We start from the raw sequence: 16,528 nt of genomic DNA, 5'->3' as shown, positions 1-16,528 counted from the left end.
TCGGACCGTCCAGGCCGAACCGGGCACCCCAGGACGTGAGGGACACCGCCCCCGCATCCCCGGACCACGGACACGATCCGTCGGCGCCGGACGCGCAGCGAACGCGGTCGACCAGAACGCCCAACACCGTTCGGGGCGTTCGGCTGAGCACGAATCCTGGCAACAGGACTCACTCCCGCTCAGTCTCTAGGAACGGTAGCCCAGCGGTGTGACAGTGACCTCGTGACGTCCACCGAGGAATCCGCACTGCCCGACGCCGCACAGCCGCCCGTGCTGGACGCCCGGCGGCGCAACGTCGTCTTCGTGACGATCATGCTGGGCATCCTGCTCGCGGCCCTGGACCAGACGATCGTGGGCACGGCCCTGCCGACGATCGTGTCGGACCTGGGCGGTGCCGCGCACATGTCGTGGGTGGTCACCGCCTACCTCCTCGCGGAGACCGTGTCGACCGTCCTCGTGGGCAAGTTCGGCGACCTTTTCGGCCGCAAGGCGGTCTTCCAGGTCTCGGCGATCGTGTTCATCACCGGCTCGTTCCTGTGCGGTGTGGCCACCAACATGTCGCTGCTGATCGCCTGGCGGGCGATGCAGGGCATCGGCGCGGGCGGGCTGATGGTGACCGCGATGGCGCTGATCGCGGACGTCATCCCGCTGCGGGAGCGCGGCAAGTACCAGGGCGCGATCGGTGCGGTGTTCGGTGTGGCCACGGTCATCGGGCCGCTGCTCGGCGGGCTGTTCACCGACCATCTGTCGTGGCGCTGGGCGTTCTACGTCAACGTGCCCATCGCGATCCTGGTGGTGGTGGCCGCCGCCCGCACCATCCCGGTGGTGAAGTCGGCGTCCCGGCCGGTGATCGACTATCTGGGCATCGCGCTGGTCGCGGTCGGCGCGAGCGCGCTGATCCTGGCGACGAGTTGGGGCGGCAACGAGTACGCGTGGGGTTCGGGCACCGTCATCGGCCTGTTCGCGGGCGGTGCGGCGGCGCTCGCCGCGTTCTGCTGGGTGGAGACCCGGGCGAAGGAACCGATGCTGCCGATGCGGCTGTTCGGCAACCCGGTCTTCACGGTCTGCTCGATCCTCAGCTTCATCGTCGGCTTCGCGATGCTCGGCGCCATGACGTATCTGCCGAGCTATCTCCAGTACGTCGACGGGAACTCGGCGACGATCTCGGGGGTCCGCACCCTCCCGATGGTGACCGGTCTGCTCATCGCGTCGATCTTCAGCGGCAACGTGGTGAGCAGGACCGGCCGGTACCGGATCTTCCCGATCGTCGGCTCGCTGGTCATGGGCGCCGGCCTGTACCTGATGTCGTTGATGGGGCCGGGCACCGGGGTCTGGCTGGAGTCCCTGTACATGTTCGTGCTGGGCACCGGCATCGGTCTGAGCATGCAGGTGCTGACGATCGCCGTGCAGAACACCGTCGACTACGCCGACCTGGGGACCGCGACCTCCGGCGTCACCTTCTTCCGTACGCTGGGCAGTTCGTTCGGTACGGCCGTCTTCGGCACCATCTACACCAACGCGCTGAAGCCGAACCTCGCGGACGGCATCACCGCCGCCGCCAAGGCGAGCGTCCTGGGCCCGGCGGTCATCGCCAAGGCGGCCACCAGCCCGGAAGGCCTGCACCGGCTGCCCGCGCCCGCCGCCGAGCCGATCATCCAGGCGTACGCCGACACCATCCACACCGTGTTCCTGTGGACGGTGCCGGTCGCGGGCGTCGGGTTCGTGGTCGCCCTGTTCCTCAAGCAGGTCCAGCTCAGGGACAGCGCGCGGCTCGGCTCCACCGACATGGGCGAGGGGTTCGCCTCGCCGCACGGGCCGGACTCGCAGCGGGTGCTGGAGGCGGCCGTGGCGAAGATCATCGGCAGGGCCGACCTGGACACCGCGCGCCGGATCATCCGGGAGTCCGGCACCCGGCTGGACATCGCCGAAGCCTGGGCGGTGATGCAGGTCGAACTGCACACCCGCCTGGTCGGGCACGGCCACCTCGGTCTGATCGCCGCCCGCCGCCGGCTGCCACCGGAGGTGCTGCTGCCGGTCTTCGACCGCGCGGTGGACGAGGGCTACCTGACCCGTACCGGCCCCTACCTGTCCCTCACCGAGGCCGGCGACCACGAGGCCCAGGTCCTCGGTCACGCCTGGGGCAGCTGGCTGAAGGACCGGGTCCAGGAGGACCTCGGCCGTCCGTCGGGCGCCGACCTGCGCGCCGCCGTCGACACCATCGCCAAACGGCTGCTGGTCGAGGACCTGACCGACGGACTGCCCGAACGGGCCGGGGAGTGGGAGCCGGCCGCCAAGGCGGCCTGAGCACCCGGACCTCTCAGCGATGTGATCGATGTGATCAGGCGGGGCCGAGCCCCAGCCGCTCCAGCACACCCGCCACGTCCGGGACCGCGGTGACTCCGTCCGGCAGCGGCGGGCGCCGTACGACGACCACGGGCAGCCCCGACTCGCGGGCGGCCGTGAGCTTGGCGGCCGTCGCCGCTCCCCCGCTGTCCTTGGTGACCAGGACGTCGATCAGGTTCTCGCGGAGCAGCGCGGTCTCGTCGGCGACGGTGAACGGCCCGCGGGCCAGCAGCACTTCGGTGTGCGGCGGCAAGGGAGGCTCGGGGGGCTCCACGGACCGTACGACGAAGTGGCGGTCGGTCAGGTGGGCGAAGGCGGACAGGCCGAGGCGGCCGGTCGTCAGCAGGACCCGGGGGCCGAAGCGCGGCAGCAGGTCCGCCGCCGCGGCCAGCGACCCGACCGGGTGCCAGCGGTCTCCGGGGCCGGGCCGCCACCCGGGACGGCGCAGCACCACGGCCGGGACCCCGGTCTCCGCCGCGGCCCGGGCCGCGTTCGCGGTGATCGTCTCGGCGAAGGGGTGGGTGGCGTCGACGAGGGCGTCCACCTGCCGCTCGCGCAGCCAGCCGGCCAGCCCCGTCGCCCCGCCGAAGCCTCCGACGCGCACCTCGCCCGGCAGCGCGCCGGGCCGGGTGACCCGCCCCGCCAGGGAGGTCGTGACGCGCACACCGGCGTGCGGGGCGAGCGCGGCGGCCAGTTCGCGGGCCTCGGCGGTGCCGCCGAGGATCAGGACGTGCGGGGACATGGGGCGAGCGTACGGGGTGCCGCCCAGAGGCCCGGACGCGGGACGGCCGCCCGGCGGGGTGCCGGGCGGCCGTCGTGGAGCGGGTGCCCCGTCAGCCCTGGCGGGCCTTGAAGCGGGGGTCCTTCTTGTTGATCACGTAGACCACGCCGCGTCGGCGGACCACCTGGGCGCCGGGCTTGGCCTTCAGTGAACGCAGGGACTTGCGTACCTTCATGGTGCTGTTCTCCTCGTGTCGGCCGCGGGGACGGTCAGCCGCGGGCGGCGGCGGTGCGGCCGTAGCGGCGCTCGAAAAGCTCCACCCGGCCGGCGCTGTCCAGGACCCGCGCCCTGCCGGTGTAGAAGGGGTGCGACGCCGACGAGATCTCGACGTCGACCAGGGGGTAGGTGTTGCCGTCCTCCCACACGATCGTCCGGGACGAGTCGGCGGTGGAGCGAGTCAGGAACGTGGCGTCCGCGGCGCGGTCGCGGAAGACCACGAGCCGGGAGTCGGGGTGGATGCGGGGCTTCATGGGGTTTCCTTCCTGGGGCGGTGGTGCACTTCGCTTCGACGCTCCGCGCTCAGAGGCGCTCCGCCTCAGCGCTCTTCGCGGAAGTCGACGTGCGCGCCGGCCACCGGGTCGTACTTGCGCAGGACCAGCCGGTCGGGGTCGTTCCGGCGGTTCTTGCGGGTCACATAGGTGACACCGGTCCCGGCCGTCGACTTCAGCCTGACAACGGGACGCGCGGTGCTGCGTGCCATGAGGTTCTCCCTTCGCCCACACCCGGAATTACTGAGCCGAGCATGTCAATCACGACCGGTCCAACAACGCCCCCCGCCGTCGCATTCCCGGGTCCGCCGGGCCCGTGCGGGCTATGGTCCTGGCATGGCTTCCGTGCGTGGGGTGCTGATCGACATCGACGGGGTGCTCACCGTGTCCTGGCGCCCGCTGCCCGGCGCCCCCGAGGCCCTGCGGGCGATCCGCGAGGCCGGTCTCGGTGTCGCGCTGGTGACCAACACGACGTCCCGGACCCGCGCCTCGATCGCGGACACGCTGGTGGCGGCGGGCTTCCCGGTGACGGCCGAGGACATCCTCACTGCGCCCGCCGCGACGGCCGTCCACCTGGCCGGGGCCCGGTGCGCGCTGCTCAACAGCGGGGACGTACGGGAGGACCTGGCCGGGGTGACTCTCGTGGCCGCGGACGACGACACCGTCGTACCGGATGTCGTGCTGCTCGGGGGTGCCGGGCCGGAGTTCGGGTACGCGGCGCTGAACCGGGCGTTCGGGCAGCTGCAGCGGGGTGCGCGGCTCGTCGCCATGCACCGGAATTTGTACTGGCGCACGGACGCGGGGCTGCAGCTGGACGCGGGCGCGTTCCTGGCGGGGCTGGAGGCCGCCGCCGGGGTCGAGGCCGAGGTCACCGGGAAGCCGGCGCGGGCCTTCTTCGAGGCGGCGCTGGGGCGCCTCGGGGTGGATGCCGCGGAGGCGCTGATGATCGGGGACGACGTCGAGTCGGACGTGCTCGCGGCCCAGCGCCTCGGCATCACCGGTGCGCTGGTCAGGACGGGGAAGTTCCGGCCGGACACCCTGGAGCGGGCGAGCGGCGCCCCGGACCAGGTGCTGGACTCGTTCGCGGAGCTGCCCGCGCTGCTGGACCGGCTAGCGCAGGAGTAGCTGGAGCCCGCCCACGATCGTCGCGGCGATCACCAGCTGCTCGAACAGCCGCTGGTTGATCCGGGTCACCGCCCACTTGCCGAGGAACGCGCCGGGGACGACGAACACCACGAGCGCCGCGTCGAGCAGCAGCGAGTTGCCGTCGATCAGGCCGAGGCCGGCGCTGAAGGGGACCTTGGAGACGTTCACGATGAGGAAGAAGAACGCCGAGGTGCCCAGGAAGCCGAGCTTCCGGAAGCCCGCGGACAGCAGGTACATCGACATCACGGGGCCGCCCGCGTTGGCGACCATCGTGGTGAAGCCGCCCAGGACGCCGTAGGAACCGGCCTTCGCCCGGCCCGCCCGGGTGGTGACCGCGTCCGGGTCGTCGGGGCGCTCGGCCTTGCGCCGCCGCCAGAGCGTGACCCCGGCCATCAGCAGCAGGATCGCGCCGATCGAGGTCCGTACGACCGCGTCGTCGGCCCAGACCAGGAACACCGTGCCGATCACCACTCCGGCCGCGACCGCCGGGAACAGCCGCCACAGCGTGGGCCAGTGGGCGTGCCTGCGGTAGGTCGCGACGGCCAGCACGTCGCCCGCGATGAGCAGCGGGAGCAGGACTCCGGTGGAGGCGCGGGCCGGGAGGATCGCGGCGAAGACCGCAAGGCTGACGGTGTTGGCCCCGCTGACGGCGGTCTTCGAGAAGCCGACGAGCAGCGCGGCGAATGCCAGGGCGGCGAACTCCCAGCCGGATATGTGCCAGAGCGTCATCGTGTTCATGCGGGGACCGATGCTATGTCCGGACAAGCCGAGGCGGTAAGTACCGTCTCGCTGGTTGGCCCTCGCACACCGGACACGCCGGGCGGCCTTTGTGCGCGTTTGCCGGTATTCCTTAAGGGTGGTGGAGCCTCCGGAGCAACTCTCCTTCCCGGAGTGTCACTTGGACTGGTCCGGCGCGTCCGTGGCGAGCGCCGCCGCCCGCAGGGCCGCGGCCACCCGGACGACCGCCTCGGCCGGCGGGTGCGGCAGCCGGGCCAGGAGCTGGCGCCGCTGCTCCTGGGGCCCGCCCCGGACGGGCAGGATCCGGACACCCGGCGGCGCGGCGGCGGCGAGCGCGGCGGGCACGGTGGTCAAGCCGCAGCCGGCGGCGACGAGATGGAGCTTGGCCAGCCAGTCCCGGGCGATGTGCGCGATCTCCGGCCGCTCGTCCAGACCGGGCCACACCCCCATCAGCCGGTCCTCCCCGGAGGCCGAGCCGACGATCCAGCGCTGCCCGCGCAGATCGGCCACGTCCACGAACTCGCCGCGGGCCAGGGGGTGGGCGGCCGGCAGCGCGAGGCACAGGGCGCGTTCGGCGAGGGTCTGCAGCACCAGCGGCGGCGACTCGGCGTCGGGCGGCCGGAAGGGCGGAGCCGAGGCGAGCAGGGCCAGGTCGAGGCTGCCGGCGCGCAGGGCGCGGACCAGTGCGGGGGTGGTGCCCTCGCGGCCGATGACCTGGAGCCCGGGGTCCGTCGTGCGGAGCGCGGTCAGGGCCCGGGGCACCAGGACGGCGCCCGCGGTGGGGAACCAGCCCAGCCGGACCGTGCCGCCCTCCGCCGGCAGCCCGGACAGCTCCCGCGCCGTCGCCTCGATCTCGTCGAGCACGACCGTCGCGCGCCGTATGACCACGCGCCCGGCGGCCGTGAGCCGTACCCCGTCCCGCCGCCGTTCCAGCAGCTCGGCGCCCGCCGCCCGCTCGATCGCGGCGATCTGCCGGGACACCGCCGACTGGGTGTAGCCCAGGGTGGCGGCGGCCGCGGTGAAGGTGCCCTGTTCGGCCACCGCGCGGAAGACCCGCAGCGCGGTGAGGGAGACATCGTTGAAGTCCATGACGTTTCCGCATACTAGCTGTGCCTAACTTTCGTTGGACTCATGGACGCGGGGTTCCTAGCGTTGCCGGCATGAAGACTTCCCGCATCGCCCTCGTGACCGGCGCCAACCAGGGCCTCGGCCGCGCTCTCGTCGAAGGTCTCGCCGCCCGGCTGGACCCGGCCGACCTGGTCCTGCTGACCGGCCGCGACCAGCGGCGGGTGACGGACGCCGCCGTCGAGGTGGCCCGGCTGCCCGGCACCCGTGCCCGGGTCGAGGGCCGCGTCCTGGACGTCACCGACACCGACGCCGTCGCCCGGCTCGCCGACGAGCTCCGCGCCCGGCACGGCGGGGTGGACGTCGTCCTCTCCAACGCGGTCGCCCGGGTGCTGCCCGACGAGTCGCAGTCCGAGCGCGCCGACGAGTTCATCGACGTCTCCAACACCGCCACCCACGCGATCCTGCGCTCCTTCGGCCCCGTGCTGCGCCCCGGCGGCCGTCTCCTGGTCGTGGCCAGCTCGCTCGGCGCCCTCGGCCATCTCGACCCCCGGCTGCACCATCTGTTCGACGGCGCGAGCCTCGACCAGGTCGAGTACGCCGTGGAGTCCTGGCGCAGCGCGATCCACCAGCGCACCGCCGCCGAGGCCGGCTGGCCGGTCTGGCTGAACGTGCCCTCGAAGGTGGCCCAGGTCGCCGCGGTCCGCGCGGTCGCGGCCGAACGCCGGGAACAGGACCTGGCCGCCGGAACCCTGATCGCCTCCGTCTGCCCGGGCATGGTCGACACCGCCACCTCCCGGCCCTGGTTCAGCGACTACAGCCAGGCCCAGTCCCCCGCCGACGCGGCCCGCGCCGTCCTCGACCTGGTCCTCGCCGACGGCGTGGACCCCGCCCTCTACGGCGAACTCGTCCGCTTCGGCAAGCCGCTGCCCTGGCACGACGGCACACCCCCGGTCGAGCAGGACCGGCTGGTCAGGCCCTGAACGCCGTATCACCCGCTCCGGCATCGGCATCCGGCACGAGGAATCAGATGCCGAGCACCCGGGCGACGGTGCGCAGCACCCCGTTGTCGTTGTTGGACGGGGCGAGGTGGCGGGCGCGGGCGATGACGTCCGGGTGGGCGTTGGCCATGGCGAAGGACCAGTCGGCGGCGTCGAGCATCTCCAGGTCGTTGAGGTAGTCGCCGAAGACCATGGTCTGGGCGGGGGTGATGCCCAGCTCGCGCTGGAGGCCGCGCAGGGCGGTGCCCTTGTTGGCGGTGCGGTTCATCACGTCGACCCAGTGCTCGCCGGAGACGACGACCTGGTGGGTGTCGGCGTAGGCGGCCAGCGCCGGGGCGGTGGTGCGGGCGGCGGGGCCGAAGTCGAAGAGGGCGACCTTGATGACGTCGTCGTCGACGGCGGTGAGGTCGTCGACGATGTGGTGTGTGACGTAGTACTGGCGCACCTCCGCCAGGAACGCCTCGTCCCGCCGCTCCACATAGGCCCCCCGCTTCCCGCAGACCACCGCCCCCACGTCCACCCCGTCCGCGACCAGGCTCCGTACGGTCCGGGCAAGGCCGGCGGCGACGGCCGGGTCCAGGACGTCCGAGCTGAGTTCGACGCCGTCGCGCACCACGTAGGTGCCGTTCTCCGCGATGAAGACCATGCCCTCGGCGACCTCGGCGAACTGCCGGGCCAGGGTGGCGTACTGACGGCCGCTGGCAGGGCTGAACAGCACCCCGCGGCGGCGCAGTTCGGCCAGCATCGGCCAGAGTCCCTCGGGGATGCGCTTCTCGTCGTCGAGGAGGGTGCCGTCCATGTCGGTGACGACGAGCCGGATGTCGGCGGGGCCGGAAGGGAGGTCGGGTGCGGTGAGGAGGGACGCGGGCGAGGCGGGCATGTCCTGCTTCCGGTCGGGGACGGCATTCGTACACCAGTGTCGCCCATGCGGCCGAGAGGCCCTGGAACAACCCATGCGAACCCTGCGACAACACGATCATCCGACGGCACAATGTCGGCCACCGGCGTGGGGACCCGAGGAAGGGCGGCGGGCGTGGGGGGGCAGCGGGCCGGCGGAACTGACGGCGTCCGTGGCGCACAACGCGCGGGTGTGGAACTACTGGATCGGCGGCCGTGACAACTACACCGCTGACCAGCGGGTCGGCGAGCAGGTCGCCGGGATGCTGCCGGTGGTCCGGGACGTGGCCCGCGCGGACCGCGCCTTTCTCGGCCGGGCGGTGGAACTGCTCGCGGCCGAGTACGGGATACGGCAGTTTCTGGACATCGGCACCGGACTGCCGACCGTCGAGAACACCCACGAGGTCGCCCAGCGCGTGGCGCCCGAGTCACGGATCGTGTACGTCGACAACGACCCGATGGTGCTGATGTACGCCCGTACCCTGCTCACCAGCACCCCTGAGGGCGTCACCGCGTACGTGGACGCCGATGTGCACGATCCGGGCACCGTGCTCCGGCGGGCCGCCGGGACCCTCGACCTGAGCCGGCCGGTCGCCGTGATGATGCTGGGCACCCTCAACTTCGTCCTCGACACCGGCACGGCCCGCGAGGTGGTGCGGCGGATCATGGCCGCGGTGCCCTCGGGCAGCGTCCTCGCCCTCACCCATCCGACGGCCGACGCGGAGGTGGGCGGCCAGGGCAACATCGCGGCGATGCGGTTCTGGAACGCGCACGCCACCCCGCCGATCACCGCCCGGACCCGCGCCGAGATCGCCGGCTTCTTCGACGGGCTCGACCTGCCGGAGCCGGGGCTGGTGCCGTGCTCGCAGTGGCGCGCCGGGGCCGACTCCCCGGCGCCGGTGCCGCAGTTCGGCGCGGTCGCCGTGAAACGCTGACCGGGACGCGTGCATCCGAGCCCGTCGAGGAGGACGTCGTATGCCACCCCTGGTCGACCCCGTGCCCGGTGGGCGCACCGGCGATCACGCCCGGGCCCATGCCCTCGCCCACGAACTGTCCGCGCAGGGTGTGCGCGGGATCGTGCTGGCCTATGTGGACACCGCCGGGATCTGCCGGGTGAAGACCGTTCCCTGCCAGCGGCTCCAGTCGGCGGTGGCGTGGGGCGTCGGCATGTCCCCCGTGTTCGACACCTTCCTGGCCAACGACGCGATCGTGCGCACCGACGTGCTCGGCTCCCCCGACGGCGATCTGCGCCTCTACCCGGACCTGGACCGGCTGGTGGTGCTGGCCGCGCAGCCCGGCTGGGCGTGGGCGCCGGTCGACCGGATCACCCAGGAGGGCGACCGGCACCCCGGGTGCAGCCGCACCTTCCTGCGCCGGATCGTCGCCGACGCCGAGGCACGGCACGGCCTCACCTTCAAGGCGGGCATCGAGATCGAGTGGTCGCTGGGCCGGGCCGCCGCGCCGGGCGACGAGTTCGCCCCGGCGACCACGGCTCCGGCGTACGGCGCCACCCGGCAGATCGAGCTGAGCGACTACACCGCCGACCTGCTCGCGGCCTTCGAGAAGCAGGAGGTCCCGGTCGCGCAGCTGCACCCCGAGTACGCCCCGGGCCAGTTCGAGCTCTCCACCGGCGCCCTGGACCCGGTGGCGGCGGCCGACCAGAGCGTGCTGGTGCGGCAGACCATCCGCGCGGTCTCGCACAAGTACGGGCTGCGGGCCTCCTTCTCCCCGGCGGTCACCGAGCGGGGCGTCGGCAACGGCGGCCATCTCCACCTCTCCGTCTGGCGCCACGGGGTCAACCTGCACTCCGGGGGCGAGGGCCGGTACGGCATGACGGGCGAGGCCGAGTCGTTCGTGGCCGGGCTGCTGACGCGGCTGCCCGCGCTGACGGCGGTGACCGCGCCGAGCCCGGCCAGCTATCTGCGGCTCAAACCCTCCCAGTGGGCGGGGGTGTTCACGGCCTGGGGCCGGGAGACCCGGGAGACCGCGATCCGGATCGTCACCGGCACCTCCGGGCACCAGAGCCAGGACGCCAATCTGGAGGTCAAGCCGGTCGACCTGGCCGCCAACCCGTATCTGGCCCTGGGCTGCGTCATCGCCGCCGGACTCGACGGGATCGCCTCCGCCACGCCGCTGCCCGAGGAGGTCGTCGACGACCCGGCCCGGCTGATCCCGGACGAGGCGGTGGCCCGGGGCGTACGACGGCTGCCGACCTCGCTCTCCCACGCCGTCGACGCGTTCCGCGAGGACGAGATGCTGCGCGCCGCGCTCGGCCCGGTCCTCGCCGACGCGGTGGTCGCCGTACGCGAGGGCGAGACGGCCTCGGTGGCCGATCTCGACGACGCCGGGGTGGCGACGGCCTACCGCTGGAAGTACTGATGACGGGACCGGTCCTGGACACCCTCGACGCGCTCCCCCTCGTCGACCACCACTGCCACGGCGCGGTCACCGCCGATCTCGACCCGGCGGCGTTCGAGTCGCTGCTGACCGAGGGCGAGGCCTGGCCGGGTGTGTCGCCGTTCGACAGCCCGGTCGGCCTGGCCGTACGACGGCACTGCGCACCCCTGCTCGACCTGCCCCGGCACGCCCCCGCCGCCGACTACCTGGCGCGCCGCGCCGAACTGGGCTGGCAGGAGGTCAACCGCCGGTTCCTGACGGCCGCGCGCACGGAGACGTTCTGCGTGGACACCGGCTACACCCCGCACCCGGTCACCTCCCCCGCCGAACTCGCGGCGGCGGCCGACGCCACCGCGTACGAGGTGGTACGGCTGGAGAGCGTCGCCGAGGCGGTGGCCGCGCGGGGCATCGAGGCGGACGAGTACGCGGGCGCCTTCCGGGCGGCGGCCGAGGAGGCGGTACGGCGGCCGGGGGTGGTCGCGGTCAAGTCGGTGGCCGCCTACCGCACCGGCTTCGACCTGGATCCGGCCCGGCCGACGTACGCCGAGGTGACCCGGGCGGCCGCGCTCTGGGGCGCCCGCGGCGGCCGGCTCACCGACCCGGTGCTGATGCGCCACCTGCTGTGGACCGCCGTCGGCCTCGGGCTGCCGCTCCAACTCCACGCCGGTTTCGGGGACTCGGACCTGCGGCTGCACCGCGCGGACCCGGCCCTGCTCACCGACTGGCTGCGGCTGACCGTCGGCACCATCCCGGTGATCCTGCTGCACTGCTGGCCCTTCCAGCGCCAAGCCGCCTATCTGGCCGCGGTGTTCGAGCATGTGCACCTCGATGTCGGGCTCACCCTGCACCATGTGGGACCGGCCCGGGCGGCCGCCGTCCTGGCGGAAGCGATGGAGATCACCCCGTTCCGCAAACTGCTGTACAGCTCGGACGCCTATGGTGTGGCCGAGTTCCATCATCTCGGCGCGCTGTCCTTCCGGCAGGGGCTGGCCGGTCTGCTCCAGGACCGGGTGGACGCCGACGAGATGAGCCCGACCGACGCCGTGAGGATCGCCGCCTGGACAGGACGCGACAACGCCCGTCGCCTCTACGGACTTCCCGTATCGGACCCCGGCCGCGACTGAGCGCGCGCCCCACCCGGAAAGTATGATCAAGCAATGTCTGACATGACCGAAACCACGCCCGGTTGGCTGTCCTCCGACGAGCTGGAGATGGCTCGCGCCCGTATGCCGATCCTGTACGTGGAGGCCGTGCCCGTGCGCGTCGACGACAGCGGCGAAGTCACCAGCATCGGGCTGTTGCTCCGCATCGGCCCGGACGGCACGGTCAGCCGGACCCTCGTCTCCGGCCGCGTCCTGCACCACGAGCGGGTCCGCGACGCCCTGCTGCGCCACCTGGAGAAGGACCTGGGCCCGGTCGCGCTGCCCCGGGTGCCGGCCTCCCTGCAGCCGTTCACGGTGGCCGAGTACTTCCCGACGCTGGGCGTCACGCCGTACCACGACCCGCGTCAGCACGCGGTGTCGCTGGCCTACATCGTGCCGGTGACCGGAGACTGCCGGCCCCGGCAGGACGCCCTGGACCTGGTGTGGTTCAGCCCCCAGGAGGCGGTGTCCCTGGCCGTGCAGGGCGAGATGCCCGGCGGTCACGGGGTGCTGCTGAAGCAGGCCCTGGCCCATGTGGGGTTCGTGGCCTAGGGAAGCGGTCCCCGGGCCCGGCCGGCGTGCCGCCGACGGCGTTCAGCCGAGCTGTTCGGCGGCCCAGCGGGCCCACTCCCGTTCCATCTCGGCCCGCCGCAGGCCGTATTCGAGGGCGATACGGCCGTTGGCGGAGAGCGGTCCGTCGTCCTCCTCCAGTGCGCGCCCAGCTCCGTGAGGCGCGCGTGGTGGGCCACAGCCCGCTCCTCCCGTTCGGCCAGGACCGCGCGGGCCTGCTCGTCCGAGGCCAGGTCGAAGAAGAACACCTTGAGCAGCAGTTCGCTGCGGCTCGGCTGCCGCTGCTGCGTCTGCGCGACCAGCACTCCCGCAGTTCCCGCAGCCCCTGTTCGGTGACCCGGTACTCCTTGCGCCTGCGCGGCCCCTCGGCGGAGACGTCCCCGGCCAGACGTGGGCCAGCGAGGTGTCGAAGAGCTTCAGCAGGTCGTAGCCACTGGCGGGCCGGTCGGCGAGCAGGCCGAGGAGTCCGTGGTTCAGGGCGGGGCACCGACCCGGTCCCGGGTGCCGTCCGGGATGTCCTGCTCGGTCCAGATGCACTTGGCGTCGCGGAGGTAGCGGGCGCCCCAGCGCCGGGAGAGGGCGGCGACCAGCTGGAGGCCGCGGCCGCCCTCGTCGGTGTAGGTGGCCTGGCGGATGCGCGGGGTACTGAGGCTGCCGTCGTAGACCTCGCAGGTCAGGATGCGGCTGCGCAGTAGCCGGAGCCGCATGGGGCCCTTGGCGTGCCGGATCACGTTGCCGACCAGCTCGCTCACCAGGAGTTCGGTGGTCGTGGAGAGGTCGTCCAGGTCCCAGCGGGAGAGCTGGTCACGGACGAGTTCCCGGGCCTGGCCGGCGGCCCGGGGGTCGTTGGGCAGGCCGAAGGAGGCGATGTCGGCGGCGGGCATGGCCCGGGTGTGGGCGATGAGCAGGGCCGCGTCGTCGGTGGTCTGCCGCCGGTCGGGCAGCAGCTCCGCGACGACCGTGTCGCACAGCTCCTCCAGGCCCCGGACGTCCTCCGCCTGGTCGGTGCCGGTGAAACGGGCCGGGCGCACGGCGGCCCCGGACAGCAGCCGCACCAGCCTGGCCAGCCCCTGGTCGGCGTCCTGGCCCGCGGACTCGATGAGCCCGTCGGTGCACATCACGACCAGGCTCCCGTCGGGCAGCGGCAGTTCGTGCGCCGTGAACGGCGGGGTGGCCGCGCCGAGCGGCGGGTCGGGGCTCAGGACGGGACTGTGCACGGTGCCGTCGGGGAACACGAAGACCGGCGGCGGATGACCGGCCAGGGAGTAGCAGCAGCTGCGCCCGACCGGGTCGTAGACGGCGTAGAGGCAGGTCGCGTAGAAGTCCTCGCCGAGGTCGCTGACCAGGTCGTTGAGGTGGCCCAGCAGTTCGTCCGGGGTCATGTCCAGGTCGGCGAGGGTGCGTACGGCGGTGCGCAGCCGGCCCATGGTGGCCGCCTCGGCGATGCCGTGGCCCATCACGTCGCCGACCACCAGGGCGACCCGGTCGGCGGAGAGCGGGACCACGTCGAACCAGTCGCCGCCCACCTGTTCGCCCCGGCCCGCCGGCAGATAGCGCGCGGCGGCGACGGCGGCGGGCGGCCGGGGCAGGGTCCGGGGCAGCAGGGCGCTCTGCAGTTCCTGGGCGCGGGCGTGCTCCAGGTCGTACAGCCGGGCCCGCTCCAGCGCCTGGCCGACCAGGGCGCTGAGCGTGGTCAGCAGGGTGCGGTCCTCCTCGCTGAAGGCGCGCGGCTGGTTGTACGACAGGATCGAGACGCCGACGGCGCGTCCGGAGGCGACCAGCGGCAGAAACGCCCACGCCATCTTCGGCGAGGTGCCCATCAGGATCTTGTCCGTGACGGCCGGATAGCGTTCATAGATCTGCTCGGGCGACTCCAGGAACTGCGGGCGCCACGTGCGCAGCACATCGGTGACAGGCATGCCCGCGGTCAGCGGGCCCTCGAAGCGCTTGAGGTAGTCCAGTGGGTATCCGACCTCGCCGACCCTGGTCAGCCGGCCGTCCTCGAACACGGAGACGATCAGCCCGTCGGCGCCGAACGGCGACAGGACGTGGTGCGCCACAGCCCGTACGACGTCCTGGACCGTCACCGCCTCGGCGAGGGCCGCGGTCAGCTCCACCGCCTTGGCCGTCCGCACCTGCTCGGGCCCGGGCCCCCGGCGCGGTGGGCGCCCGGCGGGGCACTCCAGGTGCTCGGCGGCCCAGGCCGCCACCGCGTGCAGGAACGACAGCTGTACGTCGTCCGGCTCGCTCCCCTCGGCCAGCAGCACCGAGAGCGTGCCGACCGGCCCCTCGGCACCGATGAGCGGCACCGCCACCGTGCCGGCCGCGCCCGTCCCGAGGTCGTCCCCGGCCGTCCGCACCAGCACACCGCGCCGCAGCGCCCGGGACGGCGGTACGTCCTGCTCCTCCCCCAGCTCCGCCCAGGCCCCTGCGGCCCCGGCGCCGACCCGGTCCACCGCGACCAGGCTCAGCCTGCCCGTGCCGGGATCCCACCGGTGCAGCATCGCGCCCCGGCCCCCGACGCTCACCACCGCCTGCCGAAGCGCCAACCCCGGCGCCCCCGTCCCCGCGGCCGGGGGCGGGTCGGACGCGGCCCCTTCCAGGCGGTTCGGGCACATAACCACAGGTTAACGCCGGAGATCGGGGCGACCACCGGGGAGCTAGGCCGGGTTGCGGCCGATGAAGAACTCGCGGAACGGGTCCATGCTCGGTTCCAGGCCGGCGTCGACGAGGCCCTTGCGCAGGGCGGTCATCTGGGCGTCGTGGATGCGCTGGGTGGGCTGGCGCAGCGGGCCGCCGTTGTAGCCCTGGAGCCAGCCCTGGAACTTCCAGGCCTGCCGGTTGAGGAAGGCGCCACCGTGCAGGGCGGGGGCTAGCCCGGACTTGATCTTGCGGGCGGGGTGCAGCCGCCAGTAGAGGTCGGCCGCGTCGTCGTACTTGCCCTCGCGCAGCAGCTGGAAGGCGCGCGGGATCATCGGACCGTAGTACTCGTGGTCGCTGGTGGCCGAGAACTGGAGCGGCATGATCTGGGAGAGCGGGATCAGCTCGCCCTCGATGGGCATGGAGATGACCACCTCGTCGCCGAAGTGCCGGTGGCACTCGATGACGGACTGGATGCTCGGGAAGCCGCCCTCGGCCTTGATCGCGGCGATGTTTGGGCAGTCGTCGATGAGCCGCCGGAGCAGGCGGACGGGGATGTCGGAGGGGTGGATGCGGGGGCTGAACCCCCACAGGTACATCGGGAAGAGCATGACGGCGAGGTTCGTCGCGTCGCAGACGGCCTTGGTGTAGTCGTGGACGTCCTGCTCGGTCTCCGGGTAGAAGTTCGGCGGGTAGGACAGCAGCACCAGCTCGGCGCCGGCCTCCTCCGCGCCCTTCACCGCCTCGATGTTCTGCTCCAGGGTGCTCCAGCTGGCATGGTGGGTGAGCAGGAACCCGTCCCCCGCCTCGTCCTTGACGATCCGCAGGAAGTCCAGGTACTCGGGGAGCTGGATGGCGACCTCGGAGACCCCGAGGGTGCCCATGAAGCCGTGCTCGATCGCGAGCCGGGTGTCGTGCCGGATCGCCTTCTCGTTGATGTGCCTCAGGTCGCCCGTAAAGGACGGGATGGTGCAGTTGACGACGCCGACGAGGTTCTCGCGCGCCCATTCGCGGGCTTCGGCGCGGGTGTAACGGGCCATGTCCGTGTGGTCCTTTCAGATCTTCGGGGTGCCGGCGCCTTCCCAGGCGAGGTACTTGAGTTCCAGGAATTCCTCGATGCCGTAGACGGAGCCCTCGCGGCCGGTCCCGGACTGCTTGACGCCGCCGAAGGGGGCGACCTCGTCGGAGATGAGTCCGGTGTTGATGCCGACCATGCCCGCCTCCAGAGCAATGCTCAGTACTTGTGGATCGATCTTTGGGACGGGACGCGCAGGGCGTACCTTCCCGAGTGATCTACAAGTCACCGAGTAGAGGCCCGCG

The 16,528-nt window shown here is 72.7% G+C and carries 17 protein-coding genes and 2 pseudogenes; 8 read left to right on the top strand and 11 right to left on the bottom strand.

The window, feature by feature from the left end; translation table 11 throughout:
* Together ACFZDK_RS54815 and ACFZDK_RS54810 are read left to right on the top strand one after the other, a co-directional pair.
* A pseudogene (locus ACFZDK_RS54815) lies at positions 1-190 on the top strand (transposase); the annotation flags it as partial.
* A 32-nt stretch (positions 191-222) separates the two neighbouring features.
* Positions 223-2,304, top strand: a complete 2,082-nt coding sequence (locus tag ACFZDK_RS54810; protein ID WP_390986690.1) for a DHA2 family efflux MFS transporter permease subunit — start codon at positions 223-225, stop codon at positions 2,302-2,304.
* Between the two features lie 34 nt (positions 2,305-2,338).
* Here the strand turns inward: ACFZDK_RS54810 and ACFZDK_RS54805 are convergent, their stop codons facing one another.
* The 4 genes from ACFZDK_RS54805 to rpmG form a co-directional block, all read right to left on the bottom strand.
* Positions 2,339-3,085, bottom strand: a complete 747-nt coding sequence (locus ACFZDK_RS54805; RefSeq protein ID WP_390986687.1) for a cobalt-precorrin-6A reductase — start codon at positions 3,083-3,085, stop codon at positions 2,339-2,341.
* Between the two features lie 91 nt (positions 3,086-3,176).
* Positions 3,177-3,299: a type B 50S ribosomal protein L36 gene (gene ykgO, locus ACFZDK_RS54800; RefSeq protein ID WP_046728129.1), complete on the bottom strand. Its 123-nt coding sequence runs from the start codon at positions 3,297-3,299 to the stop codon at positions 3,177-3,179.
* A 34-nt stretch (positions 3,300-3,333) separates the two neighbouring features.
* A complete protein-coding gene (locus ACFZDK_RS54795; protein ID WP_390986684.1) occupies positions 3,334-3,594 on the bottom strand; it encodes a type B 50S ribosomal protein L31 in 261 nt (86 codons plus the stop codon).
* A 65-nt stretch (positions 3,595-3,659) separates the two neighbouring features.
* Positions 3,660-3,824: a 50S ribosomal protein L33 gene (gene rpmG, locus ACFZDK_RS54790; protein WP_046728127.1), complete on the bottom strand. Its 165-nt coding sequence runs from the start codon at positions 3,822-3,824 to the stop codon at positions 3,660-3,662.
* A gap of 124 nt (positions 3,825-3,948) precedes the next feature.
* On the opposite strand from rpmG, the gene ACFZDK_RS54785 reads away from it, so the two are divergent.
* Positions 3,949-4,737, top strand: coding sequence for an HAD-IIA family hydrolase (locus tag ACFZDK_RS54785; protein ID WP_390986680.1), 789 nt, complete (start codon positions 3,949-3,951; stop codon positions 4,735-4,737).
* On the opposite strand, the gene ACFZDK_RS54780 is transcribed toward ACFZDK_RS54785, so the two are convergent.
* Positions 4,723-5,496, bottom strand: a complete 774-nt coding sequence (locus tag ACFZDK_RS54780) for a TSUP family transporter (protein ID WP_390986677.1) — start codon at positions 5,494-5,496, stop codon at positions 4,723-4,725. The genes ACFZDK_RS54785 and ACFZDK_RS54780 overlap by 15 nt on opposite strands.
* Before the next feature lie 156 nt (positions 5,497-5,652).
* Positions 5,653-6,585, bottom strand: coding sequence for a LysR substrate-binding domain-containing protein (locus ACFZDK_RS54775; protein ID WP_390986674.1), 933 nt, complete (start codon positions 6,583-6,585; stop codon positions 5,653-5,655).
* A gap of 71 nt (positions 6,586-6,656) precedes the next feature.
* On the opposite strand from ACFZDK_RS54775, the gene ACFZDK_RS54770 reads away from it, so the two are divergent.
* A complete protein-coding gene (locus tag ACFZDK_RS54770) occupies positions 6,657-7,544 on the top strand; it encodes an SDR family NAD(P)-dependent oxidoreductase (protein ID WP_390986671.1) in 888 nt (295 codons plus the stop codon).
* Positions 7,545-7,587: 43 nt separating this feature from the next.
* Here ACFZDK_RS54770 and ACFZDK_RS54765 read toward each other — a convergent pair whose 3' ends face one another.
* On the bottom strand, positions 7,588-8,442 hold the full coding sequence (locus ACFZDK_RS54765) for a Cof-type HAD-IIB family hydrolase (protein WP_390986668.1): 855 nt from the start codon (positions 8,440-8,442) through the stop codon (positions 7,588-7,590).
* Positions 8,443-8,632: 190 nt separating this feature from the next.
* Here ACFZDK_RS54765 and ACFZDK_RS54760 point away from each other — a divergent pair, with 190 nt between their 5' ends.
* Genes ACFZDK_RS54760 through ACFZDK_RS54745 form a run of 4 tightly spaced genes read left to right on the top strand, consistent with a single transcriptional unit; the run spans position 8,633 to position 12,550 of the window.
* On the top strand, positions 8,633-9,394 hold the full coding sequence (locus ACFZDK_RS54760; RefSeq protein ID WP_390986666.1) for an SAM-dependent methyltransferase: 762 nt from the start codon (positions 8,633-8,635) through the stop codon (positions 9,392-9,394).
* Between the two features lie 40 nt (positions 9,395-9,434).
* Positions 9,435-10,838: a glutamine synthetase gene (locus ACFZDK_RS54755; protein ID WP_390986664.1), complete on the top strand. Its 1,404-nt coding sequence runs from the start codon at positions 9,435-9,437 to the stop codon at positions 10,836-10,838.
* Positions 10,835-11,980 carry an amidohydrolase family protein gene (locus ACFZDK_RS54750; protein WP_390986695.1) on the top strand — a complete coding sequence of 382 codons (1,146 nt, stop codon included), beginning with the start codon at positions 10,835-10,837 and terminating at the stop codon, positions 11,978-11,980. The genes ACFZDK_RS54755 and ACFZDK_RS54750 overlap by 4 nt, the downstream gene beginning before the upstream one ends.
* Before the next feature lie 42 nt (positions 11,981-12,022).
* Positions 12,023-12,550 (top strand): NUDIX hydrolase family protein, encoded by a 528-nt coding sequence (locus tag ACFZDK_RS54745; protein WP_355714883.1) that lies wholly within the window; start codon positions 12,023-12,025, stop codon positions 12,548-12,550.
* On the opposite strand, the gene ACFZDK_RS54740 is transcribed toward ACFZDK_RS54745, so the two are convergent.
* The 4 genes and pseudogenes from ACFZDK_RS54740 to ACFZDK_RS54725 all read right to left on the bottom strand — a co-directional run.
* Entirely contained in the window at positions 12,547-12,816 is a 270-nt protein-coding gene (locus ACFZDK_RS54740; protein ID WP_390986692.1) for a hypothetical protein, read from the bottom strand. The two genes, ACFZDK_RS54745 and ACFZDK_RS54740, sit on opposite strands and share 4 nt — an antisense overlap.
* Positions 12,817-13,041: 225 nt before the next feature.
* Positions 13,042-15,186 carry a SpoIIE family protein phosphatase gene (locus ACFZDK_RS54735; protein WP_390986662.1) on the bottom strand — a complete coding sequence of 715 codons (2,145 nt, stop codon included), beginning with the start codon at positions 15,184-15,186 and terminating at the stop codon, positions 13,042-13,044.
* A 42-nt stretch (positions 15,187-15,228) separates the two neighbouring features.
* Positions 15,229-16,248 (bottom strand): dihydrodipicolinate synthase family protein, encoded by a 1,020-nt coding sequence (locus ACFZDK_RS54730; RefSeq protein ID WP_390986659.1) that lies wholly within the window; start codon positions 16,246-16,248, stop codon positions 15,229-15,231.
* A 15-nt stretch (positions 16,249-16,263) separates the two neighbouring features.
* Positions 16,264-16,446: pseudogene (locus tag ACFZDK_RS54725) on the bottom strand (aldehyde dehydrogenase family protein); the annotation flags it as partial.
* Between the last annotated feature and the right edge of the window lie 82 nt (positions 16,447-16,528).

It is taken from the genome of Streptomyces sp. NPDC007901 (genome assembly GCF_042959465.1).
Lineage (GTDB): Bacteria > Actinomycetota > Actinomycetes > Streptomycetales > Streptomycetaceae > Streptomyces.
The sequence above is the reverse complement of the archived record's forward strand: the minus strand, read 5'-3'. Positions and strand labels throughout refer to the sequence as shown.

What these genes read in the sequence shown, in the direction of transcription:
- ykgO (WP_046728129.1), bottom strand. Translation starts at nt 3,299, where the DNA reads ATGAAGGTACGCAAGTCCCTGCGTTCACTGAAGGCCAAGCCCGGCGCC.
- ACFZDK_RS54795 (WP_390986684.1), bottom strand. Translation starts at nt 3,594, where the DNA reads ATGAAGCCCCGCATCCACCCCGACTCCCGGCTCGTGGTCTTCCGCGAC.
- ACFZDK_RS54765 (WP_390986668.1), bottom strand. Translation starts at nt 8,442, where the DNA reads ATGCCCGCCTCGCCCGCGTCCCTCCTCACCGCACCCGACCTCCCTTCC.
- ACFZDK_RS54735 (WP_390986662.1), bottom strand. Translation starts at nt 15,186, where the DNA reads ATGTGCCCGAACCGCCTGGAAGGGGCCGCGTCCGACCCGCCCCCGGCC.
- ACFZDK_RS54805 (WP_390986687.1), bottom strand. Translation starts at nt 3,085, where the DNA reads ATGTCCCCGCACGTCCTGATCCTCGGCGGCACCGCCGAGGCCCGCGAA.
- ACFZDK_RS54730 (WP_390986659.1), bottom strand. Translation starts at nt 16,248, where the DNA reads ATGGCCCGTTACACCCGCGCCGAAGCCCGCGAATGGGCGCGCGAGAAC.
- ACFZDK_RS54785 (WP_390986680.1), top strand. Translation starts at nt 3,949, where the DNA reads ATGGCTTCCGTGCGTGGGGTGCTGATCGACATCGACGGGGTGCTCACC.
- ACFZDK_RS54755 (WP_390986664.1), top strand. Translation starts at nt 9,435, where the DNA reads ATGCCACCCCTGGTCGACCCCGTGCCCGGTGGGCGCACCGGCGATCAC.
- ACFZDK_RS54770 (WP_390986671.1), top strand. Translation starts at nt 6,657, where the DNA reads ATGAAGACTTCCCGCATCGCCCTCGTGACCGGCGCCAACCAGGGCCTC.
- rpmG (WP_046728127.1), bottom strand. Translation starts at nt 3,824, where the DNA reads ATGGCACGCAGCACCGCGCGTCCCGTTGTCAGGCTGAAGTCGACGGCC.
- ACFZDK_RS54780 (WP_390986677.1), bottom strand. Translation starts at nt 5,496, where the DNA reads ATGAACACGATGACGCTCTGGCACATATCCGGCTGGGAGTTCGCCGCC.
- ACFZDK_RS54745 (WP_355714883.1), top strand. Translation starts at nt 12,023, where the DNA reads ATGACCGAAACCACGCCCGGTTGGCTGTCCTCCGACGAGCTGGAGATG.
- ACFZDK_RS54775 (WP_390986674.1), bottom strand. Translation starts at nt 6,585, where the DNA reads ATGGACTTCAACGATGTCTCCCTCACCGCGCTGCGGGTCTTCCGCGCG.